Source organism: Novosphingobium clariflavum (assembly GCF_026420865.1).
In the GTDB taxonomy this organism is placed as follows: Bacteria; Pseudomonadota; Alphaproteobacteria; order Sphingomonadales; family Sphingomonadaceae; genus Novosphingobium; species Novosphingobium clariflavum.
Genome location: NZ_JAPCWC010000007.1, coordinates 1 through 16,879, shown reverse-complemented (window position 1 = coordinate 16,879; position 16,879 = coordinate 1). Strand labels below are relative to the sequence as shown.

Annotated in this window: 23 protein-coding genes and 1 pseudogene; 13 read left to right on the top strand and 11 right to left on the bottom strand. The window is 54.6% G+C overall.

The features are described 5' to 3' along the window. The first annotated feature begins 186 nt into the window (after positions 1-186). Complete coding sequence (locus tag OKA11_RS11345) at positions 187-1,506, top strand: dicarboxylate/amino acid:cation symporter (RefSeq protein ID WP_267220285.1); 1,320 nt, start codon at positions 187-189, stop codon at positions 1,504-1,506. A gap of 168 nt (positions 1,507-1,674) precedes the next feature. On the opposite strand, the gene OKA11_RS11340 is transcribed toward OKA11_RS11345, so the two are convergent. The 3 genes from OKA11_RS11340 to dapB are packed head-to-tail and all read right to left on the bottom strand — an operon-like array spanning position 1,675 to position 3,477. After that, positions 1,675-2,067 carry a hypothetical protein gene (locus tag OKA11_RS11340; protein ID WP_267220284.1) on the bottom strand — a complete coding sequence of 131 codons (393 nt, stop codon included), beginning with the start codon at positions 2,065-2,067 and terminating at the stop codon, positions 1,675-1,677. A gap of 28 nt (positions 2,068-2,095) precedes the next feature. After that, positions 2,096-2,752 carry an endonuclease III gene (gene nth / locus OKA11_RS11335; protein WP_267220283.1) on the bottom strand — a complete coding sequence of 219 codons (657 nt, stop codon included), beginning with the start codon at positions 2,750-2,752 and terminating at the stop codon, positions 2,096-2,098. Next, the gene (gene dapB, locus OKA11_RS11330) at positions 2,749-3,477 is read right to left on the bottom strand and encodes a 4-hydroxy-tetrahydrodipicolinate reductase (protein WP_267220282.1); all 729 of its coding nucleotides are present in this window, start codon (positions 3,475-3,477) and stop codon (positions 2,749-2,751) included. Before dapB ends, nth begins: the two co-directional genes overlap by 4 nt. Before the next feature lie 36 nt (positions 3,478-3,513). On the opposite strand from dapB, the pseudogene OKA11_RS11325 reads away from it, so the two are divergent. Then, a pseudogene (locus OKA11_RS11325) lies at positions 3,514-3,624 on the top strand (Sir2 family NAD-dependent protein deacetylase); the annotation flags it as partial. 46 nt (positions 3,625-3,670) lie between these two features. Beyond that, positions 3,671-5,293, top strand: a complete 1,623-nt coding sequence (locus OKA11_RS11320) for a recombinase family protein (protein ID WP_267220281.1) — start codon at positions 3,671-3,673, stop codon at positions 5,291-5,293. Positions 5,294-5,296: 3 nt separating this feature from the next. On the opposite strand, the gene OKA11_RS11315 is transcribed toward OKA11_RS11320, so the two are convergent. Then, positions 5,297-6,208: a hypothetical protein gene (locus OKA11_RS11315; protein ID WP_143840524.1), complete on the bottom strand. Its 912-nt coding sequence runs from the start codon at positions 6,206-6,208 to the stop codon at positions 5,297-5,299. A 72-nt stretch (positions 6,209-6,280) separates the two neighbouring features. On the opposite strand from OKA11_RS11315, the gene OKA11_RS11310 reads away from it, so the two are divergent. Then, entirely contained in the window at positions 6,281-7,255 is a 975-nt protein-coding gene (locus OKA11_RS11310; RefSeq protein ID WP_086494176.1) for a hypothetical protein, read from the top strand. A gap of 178 nt (positions 7,256-7,433) precedes the next feature. Then, positions 7,434-7,931 carry a hypothetical protein gene (locus OKA11_RS11305; protein ID WP_143840523.1) on the top strand — a complete coding sequence of 166 codons (498 nt, stop codon included), beginning with the start codon at positions 7,434-7,436 and terminating at the stop codon, positions 7,929-7,931. Positions 7,932-7,994: 63 nt separating this feature from the next. Here OKA11_RS11305 and OKA11_RS11300 read toward each other — a convergent pair whose 3' ends face one another. Both OKA11_RS11300 and OKA11_RS11295 read right to left on the bottom strand, forming a co-directional pair. Next, positions 7,995-8,390: a hypothetical protein gene (locus OKA11_RS11300; protein WP_086494175.1), complete on the bottom strand. Its 396-nt coding sequence runs from the start codon at positions 8,388-8,390 to the stop codon at positions 7,995-7,997. 57 nt (positions 8,391-8,447) lie between these two features. Further along, positions 8,448-8,987 carry a tyrosine-type recombinase/integrase gene (locus OKA11_RS11295; RefSeq protein ID WP_267220280.1) on the bottom strand — a complete coding sequence of 180 codons (540 nt, stop codon included), beginning with the start codon at positions 8,985-8,987 and terminating at the stop codon, positions 8,448-8,450. 132 nt (positions 8,988-9,119) lie between these two features. Between OKA11_RS11295 and OKA11_RS11290 the strand changes: the two genes are divergently transcribed. From OKA11_RS11290 to OKA11_RS11270, 5 genes are all read left to right on the top strand, one after another. After that, complete coding sequence (locus tag OKA11_RS11290; protein ID WP_267220279.1) at positions 9,120-9,341, top strand: hypothetical protein; 222 nt, start codon at positions 9,120-9,122, stop codon at positions 9,339-9,341. Between the two features lie 183 nt (positions 9,342-9,524). After that, a complete protein-coding gene (locus OKA11_RS11285) occupies positions 9,525-9,944 on the top strand; it encodes a helix-turn-helix domain-containing protein (protein WP_267220278.1) in 420 nt (139 codons plus the stop codon). Continuing rightward, a complete protein-coding gene (locus tag OKA11_RS11280; RefSeq protein WP_267220277.1) occupies positions 9,941-10,192 on the top strand; it encodes a hypothetical protein in 252 nt (83 codons plus the stop codon). The genes OKA11_RS11285 and OKA11_RS11280 overlap by 4 nt, the downstream gene beginning before the upstream one ends. Further along, the gene (locus OKA11_RS11275) at positions 10,189-10,443 is read left to right on the top strand and encodes a hypothetical protein (protein WP_267220276.1); all 255 of its coding nucleotides are present in this window, start codon (positions 10,189-10,191) and stop codon (positions 10,441-10,443) included. Before OKA11_RS11280 ends, OKA11_RS11275 begins: the two co-directional genes overlap by 4 nt. 257 nt (positions 10,444-10,700) lie before the next feature. Then, positions 10,701-10,997 carry a hypothetical protein gene (locus tag OKA11_RS11270; RefSeq protein ID WP_267220275.1) on the top strand — a complete coding sequence of 99 codons (297 nt, stop codon included), beginning with the start codon at positions 10,701-10,703 and terminating at the stop codon, positions 10,995-10,997. A 234-nt stretch (positions 10,998-11,231) separates the two neighbouring features. Here the strand turns inward: OKA11_RS11270 and OKA11_RS11265 are convergent, their stop codons facing one another. The 4 genes from OKA11_RS11265 to OKA11_RS11250 form a co-directional block, all read right to left on the bottom strand. Next, positions 11,232-11,927: a hypothetical protein gene (locus OKA11_RS11265; protein WP_267220274.1), complete on the bottom strand. Its 696-nt coding sequence runs from the start codon at positions 11,925-11,927 to the stop codon at positions 11,232-11,234. 23 nt (positions 11,928-11,950) lie between these two features. After that, the gene (locus OKA11_RS11260) at positions 11,951-12,331 is read right to left on the bottom strand and encodes a hypothetical protein (protein ID WP_267220273.1); all 381 of its coding nucleotides are present in this window, start codon (positions 12,329-12,331) and stop codon (positions 11,951-11,953) included. A 222-nt stretch (positions 12,332-12,553) separates the two neighbouring features. Beyond that, positions 12,554-12,820: a helix-turn-helix domain-containing protein gene (locus OKA11_RS11255; RefSeq protein WP_267220272.1), complete on the bottom strand. Its 267-nt coding sequence runs from the start codon at positions 12,818-12,820 to the stop codon at positions 12,554-12,556. Continuing rightward, entirely contained in the window at positions 12,813-13,148 is a 336-nt protein-coding gene (locus OKA11_RS11250) for a type II toxin-antitoxin system RelE/ParE family toxin (protein WP_267220271.1), read from the bottom strand. The genes OKA11_RS11255 and OKA11_RS11250 overlap by 8 nt, the downstream gene beginning before the upstream one ends. 731 nt (positions 13,149-13,879) lie before the next feature. Here OKA11_RS11250 and OKA11_RS11245 point away from each other — a divergent pair. Then, positions 13,880-14,785, top strand: a complete 906-nt coding sequence (locus OKA11_RS11245) for a DNA adenine methylase (protein WP_267220270.1) — start codon at positions 13,880-13,882, stop codon at positions 14,783-14,785. On the opposite strand, the gene OKA11_RS11240 is transcribed toward OKA11_RS11245, so the two are convergent. Beyond that, positions 14,777-15,493 (bottom strand): hypothetical protein, encoded by a 717-nt coding sequence (locus OKA11_RS11240; RefSeq protein ID WP_267220269.1) that lies wholly within the window; start codon positions 15,491-15,493, stop codon positions 14,777-14,779. The genes OKA11_RS11245 and OKA11_RS11240 overlap by 9 nt on opposite strands. A gap of 73 nt (positions 15,494-15,566) precedes the next feature. On the opposite strand from OKA11_RS11240, the gene OKA11_RS11235 reads away from it, so the two are divergent. After that, entirely contained in the window at positions 15,567-16,154 is a 588-nt protein-coding gene (locus OKA11_RS11235; protein ID WP_267220268.1) for a hypothetical protein, read from the top strand. Beyond that, a partial coding sequence (locus OKA11_RS11230) for a terminase large subunit domain-containing protein (RefSeq protein ID WP_267220267.1) occupies positions 16,151-16,879 on the top strand: 729 nt, incomplete at its 3' end. The genes OKA11_RS11235 and OKA11_RS11230, both read left to right, overlap by 4 nt.

Here is a 16,879-nt window from a genome sequence, read left to right as displayed (position 1 = left end):
GGATACACTCGCAGGTGGTCGGGTGGGGGGAGCGGGCCGGTGCCGTCAAAATCCGCCTTCGGCGGATTTTCAATCAACGCCGACCCGGCTGATTTTCGCGTAAAATCGCAAGAAAACCGCCGCTCCCGGCGTTGACCGGGGGGCACGCGCTGTTAGTGTCCGCCGCAATTTCATAACGAGGTGGGCATGGGTCGGCGGCTGACGCTTTATATCATTATCGGCATGGTGCTGGGCATCGCCGTGGGCTGGCTGCTGCATGCGACCATTCCGGGAGCCGATCCGCGGCTTGGGCAGTGGGCCGACTACTTCAAGCTGCTGCCCGACGTCTTCCTGAAGCTGATCAAGATGATCATCGCGCCGCTGGTCTTCGCGACGATCGTCACCGGCATCGCCGGCATGGGTGACAGCGCCGCGCTCGGCCGGATCGGCGGCAAGGCGCTGGGCTGGTTCATCACCGCCAGCCTGATCTCGCTGGGCCTCGGCCTGGTGCTGGTGAACCTGTTCAAGCCGGGCGTCGGCGCGGGCCTCACCACCGGTTCGGACCTCGGCAAGCTGGAAATGGGTGAGCTGACGCTGCGTCACTTCATCCTCGAAATCTTCCCGAGCAGCGCCGTCGATGCGATGGCGCAGAACAACATCCTGCAGATCCTCGTCTTTTCGGTCTTCGTCGGCGTCGGCCTGACCGCCATCGGCGAAAAGGGCGCGATCATCGTCAAGGTGAGCGAGGCGCTGTCCGAACTGATGCTGCAGATCACCGACTACGTGATGCGCTTTGCGCCGTTCGCGGTGTTCGGCGCGCTCGCCAGCGTGATTGCCAAGCAGGGCCTCGGCATTGTCGTTACGTACGGCGTGCTCGTCAGCGAGTTCTACTTCGCGATGCTGCTGCTCTGGGTGCTGCTGTTCCTGGTCGGCGGCGCATTCCTGCGCGGGCGGATCGTCACCCTGTTCCGCTACATCCGCGAGCCGCTGCTGCTCTCGTTCTCGACCGCATCCTCGGAAGCGAGCCTGCCCAAGCTGTTCGAGCAGCTTGACCGCTTCGGTGTGCCGCGCCGCATTTCGGGCTTCATCCTGCCGCTGGGCTACAGCTTCAATCTCGACGGCTCGATGATCTACATGAGCTTCGCGTCGATCTTCATCGCGCAGGCTTATGGCATCCACGTGCCCATCGGCACGCAGATCCTGATGCTGCTGACGCTGATGGTCAGTTCGAAGGGCATCGCCGGCGTGCCGCGCGCCAGCCTCGTGGTGATCGCGGCAACGCTCTCGCAGTTCGGCCTGCCGGTCGAAGGCATCGCGCTGCTGCTGGGCGTCGACACTTTCCTCGACATGGGCCGCTCGGCCACCAACGTGGTGGGCAACGCGGTGGCGACGGCCGTCATCACCCGCAGCGAAGGCATGCTCCAGCCGCTGGTCGATCCGGACGAGGAAATGCCCAAGGCGCCGGCGCATACTTCCTCGGACGGTCGCGCCGGGCTGAATATCGATCCGGTTCAATACGAAGATTGAAGGGAAAAGCAGGGGAGCATAGCCCCCCTGCACCCCTATGGTGGCGTCGGGAGACTTAATGGCTGCGCCGCAAGGAGCGCGCTACGGGATAGGCAGGGCGCTACGAAGACGCTCCGAGGGTCTGGGGGATCTCCTGAGCTTGTCGAAGGGCCCCAGGACTTCTCTTTTCTACTGCTTCAGTTTCACTGGCGTAAACGGTGCCAGGCCGCACCCACCGCCGCGCTGGAAGCCAGTTCCCACCCGCACCAACGGATAGATGATGTCCTGCCGGCAAAGCTGCGACAGCGAGGTCTCGTAAGTAAAGCTGTCCGCCGACCTGAGCCCGGAGCAGCGGTTCGGCAGCGTCACCCGCCACACGCGGTTGCCTGCCCCGCCGATGAAATCGATGGTCCTGTCGTCACGGATACGCGTGTTGGAGAACTGGCTGAGCGGCAGGCAGTCCTGCGCGGGACCGATCGCTTCGGCGGCGGGGCTGACCGCAGGCGGCGCGGCGGGTTCGTGATCGGAGCAGGCGGCCAGCGCCAGCGGTGACAGCAGCAGAGCGAAACGACGGTCAGCCATTGGGCAAACTCCCGATCAGCCGCCCGTGTCAGGCGGCTTTCTTCGCACCCTTGTCCAGAACCTTGTCCTTGTAGTCACACAAGTCAACCACCGGGCAGCGCCAGCATTCGGGCGTGCGGGCCTTGCAGATGTAGCGGCCGTGCAGGATCATCCAGTGGTGCGATCCCACCCGGAAGGGCTGCGGCACGCGCTTTTCCAGCTGCTTCTCGACCGCCAGCGGGGTCTTGCCCTTGGCGATCCCGGTGCGGTTGCCGACGCGGAAGATATGGGTGTCCACCGCGAAGGTCTCCGCTCCGAAGGCGCAGTTCATCACCACGTTGGCGGTCTTGCGGCCGACGCCGGGCAGTTCGACCAGCGCGTCGCGGTCTTCCGGCACTTCGCCGCCGTAGCGCTCGACCAGGATCTCGGAGAGGGCGATGACGTTCTTGGCCTTGGAATTGAACAGGCCGATGGTCTTGATGTGCTCCTTCAGGCCCTCTTCGCCCAGTTCGACCATCTGCGCGGGCGTCGTGACCTCGCGGAACAGCGCCCGCGTAGCCTTGTTGACGCCGACGTCGGTCGACTGCGCGGAAAGCACCACGGCGACGAGGAGCTGGTAATTGTTGCCGAATTCCAGCTCCGTCTCGGGCGAGGGGTTGAGCTCGGCGAGACGGCGGAAGAATTCGAAGATCGCGGCCTTGTTCAAAGGTCGAGCACCTCGGGCATCGTGTAGCGGCCGGCGTGCTTGTCCTTCAGCCACTGCGCCGCCTTGACCGCGCCCTTGGCAAAGATCGTGCGGTTTTCGGCGAGGTGCGAGAACGAGAGACGCTCGTTGTCGCCAAGGAAGTGCACGGTGTGGTCACCCGCCACGGTGCCGCCGCGCAGCGCCGCGAAACCGATGGTGCCCGCCTCGCGCTTGCCGGTGATGCCGTCGCGGCCGCGCACGGCAGTGTCGGACAGGCTGACCTCGCGGCCCTTGGCGGCAGCGTCGCCCAGCAGCAGCGCGGTGCCGGAGGGGGAGTCCACCTTCATGCGGTGGTGGGTCTCGACGATCTCGATATCCCAGTCCTCGCCCAGCTTGCTGGCGGCTTCGCGCACGAGGTGGGCGAGCAGGGTGACGCCCAGCGAGGTGTTGCCCGTCTGGAGCACGGGAATGTGCTGCGCGGCGGCATCGATCAGCCAGTGGTGGCGTTCCTCAAGGCCGGTGGTGCCGACAACGATGGGAATGCCCGCGTCCACCGCGGCATCGAGGTTGGCTTCGAGCGCCGTGGGGCTGGAGAAGTCGATCAACACGTCCGAATGTGCGGCCAGCGCGCCAAGGTCGCCATCGCGGCCGATGCCGCCGGACAGTTCTTCGCCTGCCGCCGTGATGGCCTCTGCGATGGCCTGCCCCATGCGTCCCGCGCTGCCGATAATTCCGATTCGTGCCACTTGCCGTCTCCGTTGAAGGCTGGTCTCATGGCCGGGATGAAGGACATCCGCAACATCGTCATCCTCACCGGAGCAGGCGTAAGCGCCGAAAGCGGCATCGATACCTTTCGGGATGGCGGGGGGCTGTGGGAACAGCACCGGGTGGACACGCTATTGAGAGTTCTCCCCAAAAAACGTAGGGAGTGCTGAAGGTGTGGAGGCGCATATTCAGGCGTGGATTTACTGCCGTTTTTCGACGGATAAGCAAGCAGATGGCTACTCAATCGAGCGCCAGCTAACCTACGGTCGCGATTATGTAGAGCGCATGGGCTGGGACCATAGCGTTGATCGCGAGCTAAAAGACGAAGGACGTTCTGCCTTTCACGGTGGCAATCGCTTAGAAGGCGCTGCACTCCACGAATTTGAGGCGAAAGCGCGTTCTGGTGCTTTCAAAGATACCCCCACAGTCCTGTGTGTCGAAAATATCGACCGCCTGAGCCGCCAAGGTGCGAAAGCTGCCGCCCAGCTTATCTGGATGCTCAACGAAAACGGGGTGAGCGTAGCCACTTGGCACGATAGCCACGTCTACAAGGCTGGCGATGACACGGACATGATGGATTTGTTTTCCATCATCATCAAAGGCCAGCTTGCCCACGAAGAGAGCCTAAAAAAGAGCAAACGCTCGAACGCCAATTGGGCAAAGAAGCGCGAGGAAATCCGCACCACCTCACACAAAGAGGTCATCACAGGAACGCCTGCTTGGATTGACGTCGATCCAGTCACCAAGATGATGACCTTGAACGAATACCGTGTCAGCTTGCTCAATGAGATTTTCGACCTCTACGTCAGCGGCCTAGGCGTCACCAAAATCGTCAAGCAGCTTAATGGCCGCAACGAGCCAACGTGGTGTGTCAGCTACAGGGACAACAAACGTGGGTGGGGCGAAACCTATATCCACAAGCTGTTACAGTGGCGCGCCTGTTTGGGTGAAAAATACGAGGGTCGTGACGACACGGGCGAATTGCTCAACGCGCACTATTTCCCACAGGCCGTTAACGCGGACAAATTCAACCAAGCGCAATCAGTGAGAGCAGGCAAAGCGCGCTCTGGTGGACCAACGAGGTTCACAGCCAACAATCTGCTCAGCGGCATCGCAAAGTGTGAGGAATGCGGATCGCCGGTCAGATTTATCCGCAAGGGGGCTGATACAAGCCAATATGTGACCAAGAGCGGGGAAGTGCGGACTTATCACCGCAAGGTGACGAGTTACCTCCAATGCGATGGAGCGCGCCGCAAGCACGACTGCACGAACTCCACACAGCTTCCTTACGAGCCGTTGGAAAAAACGATCCTTGAAGGGCTGCTGCCAAGCATCGTGCAACAGAAGACGGTCAACCACACTGTCGTAGGTATGCGCCAGCAGATAGCTGAAATGGAACGCCTGCGGGCGGCGTCACAGGGCAAGCTAGACAACATCGTCAGCGCCATTGAAGCTGGCGGGGCATTGACGTTCATTCAGCGCGCAGGAGAGCTTGAAAAGGTAATTGCGGAGCAGACAGAGCAAATTGATTCGTTGGTCAAAAAACTGGCACTAGAGGAATCAAAGCCTAGCAGCGCAGATGACGGCGAGATGATTATGTCATTACAAACAAAACTCACTAGTAGTGATGAGGACGAGCGGATTGCCACCAGATGTCAGGTCAACGCAGCTTTAAAGAGGCTGATTAATCGCGTTGATGTTGAGGCAACTAATACGGCGAGAATATGGATCAGCGATAAGGAATGGTATTGGTTTGATGCTGATGGTGTAATGTTGGAAGCTGAGCAGCGGATATAGATATCACTCTTCGATCCCAAAGCGGGTGAAGAACTTGAAGCGCCGTCGATAGATTGCTGCGTAATCCATCGGCATTGCATGTTCGCACTTGGCGTAGCTGGGGAAGATGCCCCTTGCTGCGTTTTCTGCGATCATCTGCCCGCGCAGCAAAGCACGGCTTGTCAGTTCCTTGAGTTTGGTGCGATCATCTGCGTTACTGGCGGTTGGCTTGTCCGTTGCTTTTAGGTTCCTGTGTGCTGCACTTAGGCCAGCCTTTGCCCCAACCTGCCATAGCGTCATCTTAGGATAGGCAGACTTCACGTAGATGCACTTGAGATAACGAACGGCGCTGTCGTAATGCAGCTTGGACGACCTGTTCAGTTTGAAGGGCGCATCGCCTGTCATGGTGTCCATTCCGCTTTCAGCCTCAGTCGCCGCCAATTCGTCGATCATCGCGGATAGCTGCTTCATGATCTGTGCCTTGGGCAAGCCTATAGGGATGGAAGCGATAATGCTGGTTGGCTGGATCTGATCCAGCCATTCCTCCTGCAAATAGTCCCTGACGCTGCTCCGTAGGCGCGAAAAATGATCGTCCTCGTCGTAATACCGTATTGACCCAAGGCTCGTTACCTTTGGGCGGTCTGCTGAAACACCGAATTGCGGGATGGCAACCGTCCGCCACCATTTCAACATCGACATATCTCTGACGCTGCCAAGGGCGTCAAAAACCCTCACAACATCGTCGAAGTCAGCAGGCAGGTCATCGCCAAGGAAACTGGTGCCAGACCTGTAAAACCGCGCTCTTCCGTAGCTTGTGCTGGCCCTGAGATACCACCCCCATAGCTGGAACCACTTCGCGTCTTCACTCAGGATTGACAGGGGGTTTTCTGACATTCGGGGGTTGGCCCAATCACTCAAAATGATCTTGGCAATCACGTATCAGGCCAACCCTGCCGTATCAATATCTCACGACGCCGCACGGTGCCGCGTCAAAAAGGAGATACGAAAATGTCAGATATCAGCGAACACTACCTTACTACCCGCTTCGACGCCGACCCTAGACTGTTTGATTATGAAACTGAGGGAGCGGAGAACGGGGTAGAAGTGACCTACGCTTCAAAGCGCTTTGGACTTCTCAAAGAAGACGTCTCCAACGGAATGAACCCGATTTCCGCTGAGCGGATCATGGAGTTGGTGGCAGCGTTCAAAAAGAAGTCTCTCGCTGCTGACGACCAAGCAATCACGAAGCTGAAAGTTGCAAGCCGAACGATACTCTATAACCAGCTTGCAGAAGCATATGCATTTGGCCTGACCTGTTTCGCCAGCATCTACAACGCGACCTTCCTGCGCGAAGTTCTCTTAGAGCATGACCTGAATGTCCACGGATATAACCTGCTTCACAAAGGTCGCTATAATAAGTGGAATGCCATCACTGCCCTGCTTTACGGAGAATGGGAGAGTGTCAGTGAAAATGCAGAAGATGGACTAGCTTATAAGCGCGACCGCTCTGCCGAAAAGTATGGCTGCGTTTTAGCACTTCTGGAAATCGACAAGGTTCGCGTCGCTGATGTTCCACAATATATTGCAGAATACGAGTATGTGGTGAAGTCATCAGGCAAGACACTGAAAGGGATCATTGCTCTTGAAACGCGATACCGAGCACACAGTCAGAAAAACAAGCCTACTCCGCAGACAAAGACACCACGACAGATCAATGCGCGAAACAAGCTGATTGAGCGCGGTGAGAACGCGGACTTGTGCGATGATGTGTTCGACGTTGCAAAGCCTGAAAAGCTGCCATCCGCAGTCCAGTATGGCAGGGCAGTTTTCAAGATCGCGGGGGATCGTATGTTGATCGTGGGCTATGATGCATGGGAGGCCAGCGACTACGAAAGGCACGCGATCGGTCGCGCGAACAAAGCAATCGCGGAGGAAAAAAAGATCGCAGCCGCAATCCCTGCGCAGGATGAGGAAGATCAGTAATCAGCACTGACCCCCACGCTTGCTGTGGGGCTTCCCAACACACTAGAAGTGAGTTGGCGACAAACGACGCTAACCTGAAATCTGCTTAACAGCAGCAATCACTAACAACTTAGCACCAACCCACACGCAGACATGCCTTTGCGTGATGGGGAAGTGCGTTCAAATCAAAGGAGAATAAATGTCCACTACTTCACTTCCAACCCTCGCAAACACAGTCGCGTGGATGGTTCCTTTAATTCGCAGCCTCCAACAAGCGGACGTTCCAAATCCGCCTTGGCAAAAGCAGAGGCCATTCCGCCACCTAACTCAGCCTGTCGTTATGACCCTCACTGATGGGTCAATCAAAGTCGCAAGCAAAGTCATGCCTCTATACACACAACGCGAAAAGCAGCTTGCAGACGCACTAACAGTCGCACTTGGTAATGAATGGCTCGTCGAGCCAGTTAGCGATCACGCTCAACAATCTTGGCAACGTACGACCACGTACATCGGCGGTGACGTGAAAGAAGATGATGTAATCATCGCCCCAGACATGACTGCGTTCATCTATGACCGCAAAAACGGTCACTTCGTCGCAGGCAAAACCATGAAGTCAGGTGCTCAGTTTGGAATATGGCTTCACGCACGACGCTTTGCCTCTGAGTCAGACAAGACCGCCTATCTCATTTGCAGATAGTGAAACGAAAAACCCGCCGCTGATAACAGCGACGGGCTTTTTGCGTTCTGAGGCTGTTACAGCTTACTTTTTGGCGGCTTTAGCAGCGACCATCTTAGCGCCACGCTGCTTGCTGTTGGCTTCCAGCGGGGCAAGCTGGCTGTCGAACTCACCAGCGAGGACAGCGGCCTTGATGGCGCCGTAGATTTCCTCGAACTTGTCAGCGGGCACGACGAATTCGCCGTCCTTGCCGTCCAGCTTGAGCGCCTGATTGGCGTAGCGGACGCTGAACTTCACTTCATCGCCCTTCTTGATGATGGTAGCGCGCTTTACGTCCTTGTTGCCGCCCTTGTAGGCTGCAAGCGCCTTGTCCATGCCAGCGGCAGTGCGCGCAGATGCAGACATACCACCCGCATTGCCCGGCTTGAATTCCTTGCTCTGCGAGACGGGCTTGAGGGCTGCTTTCCAGTTGAGTGCCATTTTCTAAACTCCTTCTGCGTCGTTGGTATCAAGCTGATATATAGGTCGATCAAACGGTCAAGCTGCTTTCTGCATCCACTTGCTAACCATGCTATCTGTTACACCGATATAATGCATGGTGCTTGTGAGGTTTTTATGTCCAAGGATACGCTGGACAACAGGGAGTGGTGCGCCCTGATCTACGAGGCGCGTTGCAAGCCCACGACGCCCGCTATACGTGCTGCCCTTAATTCCAGCGCTCTGGTAGAGCTTCTTAAAGCGCTCGCTGAGTGAATGCGGGGTATATGGCTTATCCTGACGCCCAAGCACCAAATGCCCTGACAGGCGCGTTTCTGCGAGAATGATGATTGCTTGCAGGGCAGTTTCAGACAGCGGGATTTCTCGTGCCTCTCCCGTTTTGGAGATAGATGCGCGGACAACCAGCTTGGGATTATCTGAGTAGACAATATCCGTAACAAGCAAGCCTGCAATCTCAGCGCAGCGCAAGCCAGTTGCCCATGAAAGCTGCAAAAGCGCTTTTGCCTTCTCAGGATTATGACCTTTGATGCGCTCTAAGATAAGTGCGCGTTCTGCTTCGCTGTGAATTACTGCCTTCATCTAACCAACTCCAACTGCCTATGTCAGTCGTCTGCTGGTGAATAAGCCTGAAGTCGATACCATTCAGGCACCTAAGGCACCTTTTTGGCACGAATGTATAAATACATTTGGATGCTAAAAGAGGAACTAAGCATGGGAATGGATAGATTAGAAAAGGCGGTAACGGATTTAGAGCAGCGCATTGAACTCCTTGAGGAAGTGCTGGCGCTGGTAGTTTACCGCGAGGAAGAAGCCAAAAAGGCGGAAGCGGAATTGATCCGCAAGATCAAGGAACAGCAAGACGCCTGTAATGTGGCAGCAGAGAAATTAGTACGGTCCTTCACGCTCAACCTCAACACCAAGGAGGGCGAGTAAGATGGATTGTCCTATTCTGCTGGGGGCAATTGCAGGCCTCATCGCGGTCATATTTCTACAGAGCTACATCGCCGAAAGCAGCGCAGATCATTCCGCCCGCGAAGCCCGTAAAGGTATGATTTACAGAGCTTCCCAAACGATAGGCCTCCTTCTGTCTAACGACGAGATTTGCAGGGGGACGAAATGACCGACACCCCAGAATACCGCAAAGCGACAGCGGAAGAGAAACAGCGCATTGAGCAGCTTGCCGCAGAGGGAAAGCCCCTGACGGCCATCGCCAAGGAAGTAGGCTTCTCACAGACATACGTGGGCAAGATCGTTCGCCAGAGCAAACAGCGCCTCTGGATTGAACACAGGCGCGCAATCGACAGCCACGAACGATCTTTGGCGAACCTCGCTGAGAAGATCGAGCGCAACACCAGAGCCATCGAACGCCAGACGAAATACCTCAAGCTGGTGATGGGCCGCGTCTCAATGGCGATCAACGGTGTCACCAAGACCCGCGAAGTCCTGAAAAACATACAGGGCCGCATCACGAAGCTGATCCAGAACGAGGAGAAACAGCAGGGACTACGCCAGCAGGTTTGGGGGAAGAAGCAATGAACAATGTCTATGAAGCTGATTACATCGAGAAGCCTATTGGCGCTGCGCTTGAGGGCGAAGCATCGCCCCAGACGCAGATTAATGGGTTCACTCAATGGTGGGCCAGTCAGTTTGAACCTTTCGGAATCAAGATCGCCCGTATTGATGTGGTGAACGCTGGACCTTGGAAACGCGGCTTCCACCGTATCTACGGCCGCATATATTTCGCCACAGAAACCGACCTCACAGCAGCGAGGTTGCTCCTATGACCCAACCCAAATTGAAAGAGAGCGGCGATTTTGAAGAACGCCTTCGCGATTATCCATTTGAAGCATCGTTCACATTGGATGGCATCGTAATAGGATTAAATTACTATTCCAGAATGCTCGCTGTGCATGAAATCGACCACATGATGGTGTCATTCGAAGCAGTCGCCCATTCATATGGCGGCGCAGAATCAAAGGCCGTCATCGCATTCAAGAGTGAAATAGACCTCACAGCAGCGAGGTTGCTCCTGTGATAGACCTCAGCATCACGCTTACAGCAGACGCTTTCATAGACGCATATCTGGCCCTGAAAGCGAACGGCCTGCAATTCGAGTTTGGCTATACGAACGATGACAGAGACATACTCTGCATAACCTTCAACACAGAAGCGGACTTAATCGCTGCGAGGATCATCATTTGACTGCAATTAATAGACTTACATCTACGCTATACGAAATGACGCTTAAACTGCACAATGCCATGCTAACTGAATTAAGGAGAACCTTATCGAATGAACGACAATGAACCTGAAATGACACAAGAGGAAAAGGACTGCGAAGCCCTGATAATCCGACTACTAAAGGCCAAAGACAGCGCAATGATCGCTATGGATCAGGACAATACCGTCTGCATTTGCAATGACGATGACCAATCCCTTGAGGCTTTTAAACGCAAAAGCGCCGAGTATGCAGCCCGCGCAGAGAACGACCCAGATTTCCACTACATGCTGCATTTTTGTGATTCAGTTCTCGATACTCCTGAAGGACTGGCTTGGTTTTTCTGTAGCGATGACGATGAAGAAGACTGAACAACACGGACAAACCTGCATCAAGGCGTTCCAAAACGGCGAAGGTATCGACGTAACGAACATGAGCAGAGACGAGCGGATGGCCCTGCGAAAGAGGATAACCCGCCGCGATCCACCAAGGCCCATGTACTATAGCTGAGAGCGAAATCCCTCTGATTTCATACCCATAAATGCCCTGAAAAGCCCCAGAAAACGGGGGTTTGATAAGCCTAAAAACAGCAGAATCCCTGAAAATCAGGTTTCTTTCAGGGCAACGCCATTGAGCAATCCATCGTCGATCACACGCAACTGGCGCACCAGCACCGCGCGCTGATTGGCGTAGGCTTCCCTCAACTGGCGTATAGCCAACGAGACAGCCGCGTTCCTGTCTTCCAGTTCCTTCTGCGCCTCAACGGCCCTCACATCAGCCGCCTTGCTTTCCTCGTCTGTCCATGTGTTTTCCTCAGGCCACATCACCGCATAGACAGGGGCAACAATGTCCCACAGGCAACTCGACAGTTCTGCAGAGACTGCCAGCAAATGCTCCTTCTGGCTCTCTACGGCTGCAACGTCGTGGGCCGTGATGAATAGAGCTTTTAGGCCCTCCTGCACCGTGTTGAACGAACTGTGGGTAGCTGATGCCCATTCATCGATGCCCTTGGGGCCATACTGCTCAAAGTGCCACAGGCTGCTGGAAATCTCGCTAATAGTCTTGCCTGTGATTTCGTCCAAGCTGGCGCGATGCTGATCCAGTTGGGTAATCATATGCCCGATGGTTTCACGCACCATGACGTTGTTTTGGGCGCGCATGAGGGCAAGTTGCTTCCTGACAGGCTGTAAGGCGACGAAAGCCGCACCAAGGGCCATGAAGCCAGTGATGAGCGTCTGCCATTTATCCAGCCACGCGATGACGGATGGCAACCAATCCAACTCGATGCCGCAATGGCACATTCAATTTCCCCTAAAGCCCGATCCTACTTGAACACGCCGCCCTTGTGCCGCTCAAGCAGTCCCCACATTTCCTTTTCACCGTCGCCAGAGAACCTGACTGCCCCTGCGCGAATGAGATACCGCCTCAGTTCGTCATCAGCAAAACCAGACAGATGGTGCCTGATTTTATCGAACGAACGCATCGCATAGTTTTCACTGGATAAGAGCGTCTGGATAGCTGCCTCAATGGCATACTCTAACTGAAACTCACGACGCAATCTCTCGCGCTGAGCATCGATATTCTTATTGGTAGTTATCCATGAAACGATACTGGCAACAGTGGAAGGCAATACGATCCACTTAAAGATAGCACCGACGACAGACCAGCCATCAATGTCCGTCACGAAGGTAGGAAGCTGCCCCATTCAAATGCCCCAATGCAGAAAAGCCACGAGAAGTGACATACGCTGAAATCGAACCATACGGATAGATGGTTGGAACGAATGCGTGACTGCTAAGCTGAATGGTGACGGTCAGACAGGAGGATGGGCTGAATCTGGGCCTTTCTTTCCTCCACCCTGTCAACCCAGAAAAGACCAGAAAAGGCCAAAAACGACCAGAAAAAGAGCCAAGAAACCGCAGAAATCCTAAGCTGGACCATTCAGCATTTTGTCAACCAAAGAAGGATCACGATCGATCAGCTTGAGCAAAGTCTGTCCGACACCATCGATTGACTTTCCGCTTTCCCAATTCTGCACCGTGCGAACGGACAGATGGTAACGGGCAGCGAATGCAGGTTGCGATAGCTGGGTCTTCGCACGGATGGCTTTCACCTTGGCGGCACGACGAGCCTTGATATCGTCCACCGCCTCACGAAGCCCAGCGAGGATGCCTTCTTCGTCTTCCTTATCCATTCTTCAATTCCTTCACCACGTCATGCAGCGCATTCACGAACTGAGGGCTTACATTCGCCTGCTGCGTCTTTGCGATCACCCAAAGCAGGAACAGCGGTTCGTCGATAGTCCAGTAGAACGTGAACAACCGTACCCCACCACTCTTGCCCGTTCCTGGGCGTGAGAAGCGCACTTTCCTGACGCCCCCACTACCTTTGATAATGTCCCCTGCTGTGGGGTTCTCAGCGAGATACAGCTTAATCGCAGCCATCTCAGTGGGGCTTAGACCAATGCGCTCTGCCTGCTTTATGTAGGGCTGCGTTTCGACAATCGTGTGCTTCTGTTCCATGCCATTGTATATACGCTCTGAGCGTATGGCAAGCGATCAGGAAAGGCGGAAATCGTAGGGTTTTTCCTGTCTGGATATCAGGCTCATACCATGAAGGCAGACCCCCACATATATTACCTAACACCATCACTAATAGTGTCGATAGTTTAAGATCATTATTCTGATCTTAATATCCAAGGCAGACCTCCACCATTAATGCCTACACTGGCGATATGTCGAATCGAGCAGAATCAGACAAATATATTTTTATTTCGTCTAATTAATCGCTCGACATGGTTCTGTGGGTGGTTTGGGTCATCGTTCAGCACCATCAAGGGTGGACAGACCTCCATATCTTCTACCTATAGTCTGATATGTCAAAGTCGAGCCATCTAGCCAAAAAAGATGGTATTGACTTCTTTTTTCTTGCTGTATGGTCCATGGTGAGTGTCAGTTAATAAGCCTGATTGCTATGGTAAAGTCAGGCTTTGTCTGTTTTTTATTGACTATCGTTATCTTGGTGGATGGTAAAGACATAGGTTGACATGGCTTTGGAATGGCAAGGCACTACCTGTCTGACACACGCCAAGGTTCAGCCTTTAGGGTATCGCTCGCCCAGTCTGCAGGCCTCAAGATGGCGCCCGCGTTTGGTGGATTGCAGAACAAAGTGTGAATGAATTCCTCATCTGGCTTGCGAGTTTGCGGGCAGACGCGCTACCGCCTAGACCCATAGGGTTCAAAGAGGCCGATGAATGAGCAAGCTACCGCACCCCATACCGTACCAAGGCAGTAAGCGTCGTCTGGCAGAGGCGATCGGCAAAACCGTCCCTGAGACAATCGGCACTTGGTATGAGCCGTTTGCTGGGTCTGCCGCGATGTCAATCTGGGCGGCGACAATGCGCAATCCAGAGCGGATCGTGCTTGGAGACTCGCTTCCATCACTTGCGGCGCTTTGGACACTCATCATCAATGAACCCGATCATGTCGCGGAAAAGTACGAGACTGTTTGGAACGGTCAGACCGATGCAGAGGGGCATTGGTTCAACGATGTGCGATCACGCTTCAACGAGCATGAAGATCCTGTCGACCTGCTCTATCTGCTTTGTCGTTGCGTAAAAAACGCCGTGCGGTTCAATCGCAAGGGGCATTTCACGCAGTCCGTGGATAAGCGACGCTTGGGAATGAATCCAAGCAAGATGGCTAATCAGGTGTACGGCGTCAGCAAGCTGCTAAAGGGGCGAACGGAGGTGGTTACAGGTGACTGGCAGACGACTGTACATGACGCGCAAGTAGGGGATTTTATCTATCTTGACCCACCATACATGGGAACCTCAGTCGGTCGCGATCTACGTTACGCGGAGCAGATGACACAAGAGCGGTTGGTCGAAGGACTCGAACAAGTGCTGGCAAGAGGTCTATCTGTCGCCCTGTCATATGATGGATCAACAGGCGAGAAGACTTATGGTCCGCCGCTCCCGTCTCATTTGGGCATGACCCAGACATTCATTCATACGGGCCGATCAAGCCAAGCCACGTTATCAGGTAAGGCTGACGAAACTATCGAAAGCCTGTACCTGTCATCTGATTTGGAAGCCGACTTTGTGAACATACGAGTTGGTAAAGAACAGGCTGCTCAGCAACACGAGATGCTAGTCTAGCAGCTTCTTCGCTGCATCTTTAACAAGCTGGCTAACAGTCGTGCCTTGCTCGTGCGCCAGCTTGTTAAGAGCATCAAACTGCTTGGTTTCACCATCCTGCCAAACCACATCAGCGCGCCGCACCTCGCGCATGGCAACGTGCGTGTACGCCTCAGGAAATGCCCAGTAGCATGTGCGACAAATCGCTTCGTCGTGGATTGTGGTCCAATTTTCACAATTCTCGCATGAAAATGATTTAGCCCGCTGAGAGCTTCCACTGAGCAACATGAATGATCCAACATCTTGCTCTTTCATTCCAGCATCGCCACCAACACGATATGGAACGCGATGATCGATTTGCAGCGTACGGCCAGAAACTTCCCAACCTGTGATCGTGTCAACTTCGCCATAGTGCTTGACGATCTTAGTCTTGAACGCCTTGGAGAAGTTTGCACGTCCAGCCTGCCCACCACGCAACTGGCCAGGTTCCCCTAAGCTATATCGAGCCATTCGCTTCCCATCGTCAGCCTTAATCATCTCTTTCTTGATGGGAATGCCATTGTCCACTGCGTCAGCAATGGCGCGCGGGGGATGGTCGTAGCCAATTTTATTCAATTCGCGTGTTGTTACAGTTCCGCGCTCAAGAATCGCCCTCAATGCCTTCGATGCACGAGCATTGGGCTTATTAGCGATGAATTCCCGTGCGGCTTCTTCGACTTCCTTGGACATAGAACACCTCTGTTTGTCAAAGGCATAGCTCAACGCGAAGTCCTAGAAAAGCAGTGAGTCCGCTAAATACGGGATGACCGACAAAGACGATCCCCGCGCCATTGAGCGCCGTGAACTGCGAAACAGCCCAAAATCGCCCCTCTCAGCGCCTTACGAGCGCGATCCCCTGCATACGTACATTCCTGACGAGGAAAGCGGCAGAGAGCTTATCAGCGCAATTCTGGAAGACCCTGTTACGCCTGCCGTTCCCCATGTGCGCCTGCATACCCCAGCAGCATGGAAGAACGAGGCTGAGGATATCGTCGTCTCGGTCCGTAAGAAAATCAAAGCGGTCTACGTCAACGGCATCAGCCGTGAGGAATTCGCAGAGAAGCACGTCGAAACCAGCTTGGATATCGCGCTGATGGAACTGCTCTATGGCGATATGAAATCCAAGGACCGCGCAGCCAATGCGATCAAGGTCGAGGAAGCCATTCTCAAAAAGTATGAAGCTGAAGAGAAGCGCATCCAGCATCTTGAGAAGATGGAATTGGCTCAGGCCAAGACCTTGAGCAAAGCAATCGATGTGATCGATATTCAAGCCGCAGAATACGCGGACATTGGGGCGATCATAGACCAAAACCCAACTGAAAATAACGATCAGGAGAAGCCTATCGAGTGAGTATATTGGAACAACGAAAGAAAGTTAAAGGATGGATAAAAGGATGCATTAAGCAGGGGCTGTCAGGCCAGCAAATTATCGCCAGAGCCTTAGAGCTTTCTCCTGAATTGCATCAGGCAGTTCTTTACGAATTACAAGACCCAGCTTTTACCTTGCGACCAAAGCAGGAAATACCACCACTGGAATCTGGCTGGTATGTTTGGTTTCTGCGAACGGCCCGAAATTTCGGCAAGAACCACGCTGCATCAGCAGCCCTCAATGAAATGGCCCGCTATCACTTCGCTGGTGAAACAGGCCTCATTGTCGCCGCAACGCACAAAGACTTTTGGTCTACTATTTTCACCGGCAAATCAGGCCTTCAAGCCCTTGCGCCCCCTGATTTCCAGCCCGTTTACAGCGAACGCCATTTGGAAGTGCGGTGGCCCAACGGATCACGTGCGGCTGTCAGAACGGGAGATAATCCAGAGGATATTCGAGGCCTCACTGTGTCATGGGCCTATGCTGACGAGCTTATCAAATGGCCTAAGGGCGAGATTAGCTGGCAAAACATCCAAAACTGCGTGCGTGAAGGCAGTCACCCCCGCATCATCCTAACTTCCACGCCACTGCGCGGTGCTGAATGGCTCAGGAAGGTTGAAGACCTTCCTGACACTATTGTTACCACAGGCACCAGCCGTGAAAACACGGCCACTACTGAGGTTTTCTTCCGCAACCAAGCTGCGAAC

What these genes read in the sequence shown, in the direction of transcription:
- OKA11_RS11305 (WP_143840523.1), top strand. Translation starts at nt 7,434, where the DNA reads ATGTCCACTACTTCACTTCCAACCCTCGCAAACACAGTCGCGTGGATG.
- OKA11_RS11280 (WP_267220277.1), top strand. Translation starts at nt 9,941, where the DNA reads ATGAACAATGTCTATGAAGCTGATTACATCGAGAAGCCTATTGGCGCT.
- OKA11_RS11265 (WP_267220274.1), bottom strand. Translation starts at nt 11,927, where the DNA reads ATGTGCCATTGCGGCATCGAGTTGGATTGGTTGCCATCCGTCATCGCG.
- OKA11_RS11285 (WP_267220278.1), top strand. Translation starts at nt 9,525, where the DNA reads ATGACCGACACCCCAGAATACCGCAAAGCGACAGCGGAAGAGAAACAG.
- OKA11_RS11295 (WP_267220280.1), bottom strand. Translation starts at nt 8,987, where the DNA reads ATGAAGGCAGTAATTCACAGCGAAGCAGAACGCGCACTTATCTTAGAG.
- OKA11_RS11240 (WP_267220269.1), bottom strand. Translation starts at nt 15,493, where the DNA reads ATGTCCAAGGAAGTCGAAGAAGCCGCACGGGAATTCATCGCTAATAAG.
- OKA11_RS11270 (WP_267220275.1), top strand. Translation starts at nt 10,701, where the DNA reads ATGAACGACAATGAACCTGAAATGACACAAGAGGAAAAGGACTGCGAA.
- OKA11_RS11235 (WP_267220268.1), top strand. Translation starts at nt 15,567, where the DNA reads ATGACCGACAAAGACGATCCCCGCGCCATTGAGCGCCGTGAACTGCGA.
- OKA11_RS11345 (WP_267220285.1), top strand. Translation starts at nt 187, where the DNA reads ATGGGTCGGCGGCTGACGCTTTATATCATTATCGGCATGGTGCTGGGC.
- OKA11_RS11310 (WP_086494176.1), top strand. Translation starts at nt 6,281, where the DNA reads ATGTCAGATATCAGCGAACACTACCTTACTACCCGCTTCGACGCCGAC.
- OKA11_RS11275 (WP_267220276.1), top strand. Translation starts at nt 10,189, where the DNA reads ATGACCCAACCCAAATTGAAAGAGAGCGGCGATTTTGAAGAACGCCTT.
- OKA11_RS11300 (WP_086494175.1), bottom strand. Translation starts at nt 8,390, where the DNA reads ATGGCACTCAACTGGAAAGCAGCCCTCAAGCCCGTCTCGCAGAGCAAG.
- OKA11_RS11255 (WP_267220272.1), bottom strand. Translation starts at nt 12,820, where the DNA reads ATGGATAAGGAAGACGAAGAAGGCATCCTCGCTGGGCTTCGTGAGGCG.
- OKA11_RS11245 (WP_267220270.1), top strand. Translation starts at nt 13,880, where the DNA reads ATGAGCAAGCTACCGCACCCCATACCGTACCAAGGCAGTAAGCGTCGT.
- OKA11_RS11340 (WP_267220284.1), bottom strand. Translation starts at nt 2,067, where the DNA reads ATGGCTGACCGTCGTTTCGCTCTGCTGCTGTCACCGCTGGCGCTGGCC.
- OKA11_RS11250 (WP_267220271.1), bottom strand. Translation starts at nt 13,148, where the DNA reads ATGGAACAGAAGCACACGATTGTCGAAACGCAGCCCTACATAAAGCAG.
- OKA11_RS11260 (WP_267220273.1), bottom strand. Translation starts at nt 12,331, where the DNA reads ATGGGGCAGCTTCCTACCTTCGTGACGGACATTGATGGCTGGTCTGTC.
- OKA11_RS11290 (WP_267220279.1), top strand. Translation starts at nt 9,120, where the DNA reads ATGGGAATGGATAGATTAGAAAAGGCGGTAACGGATTTAGAGCAGCGC.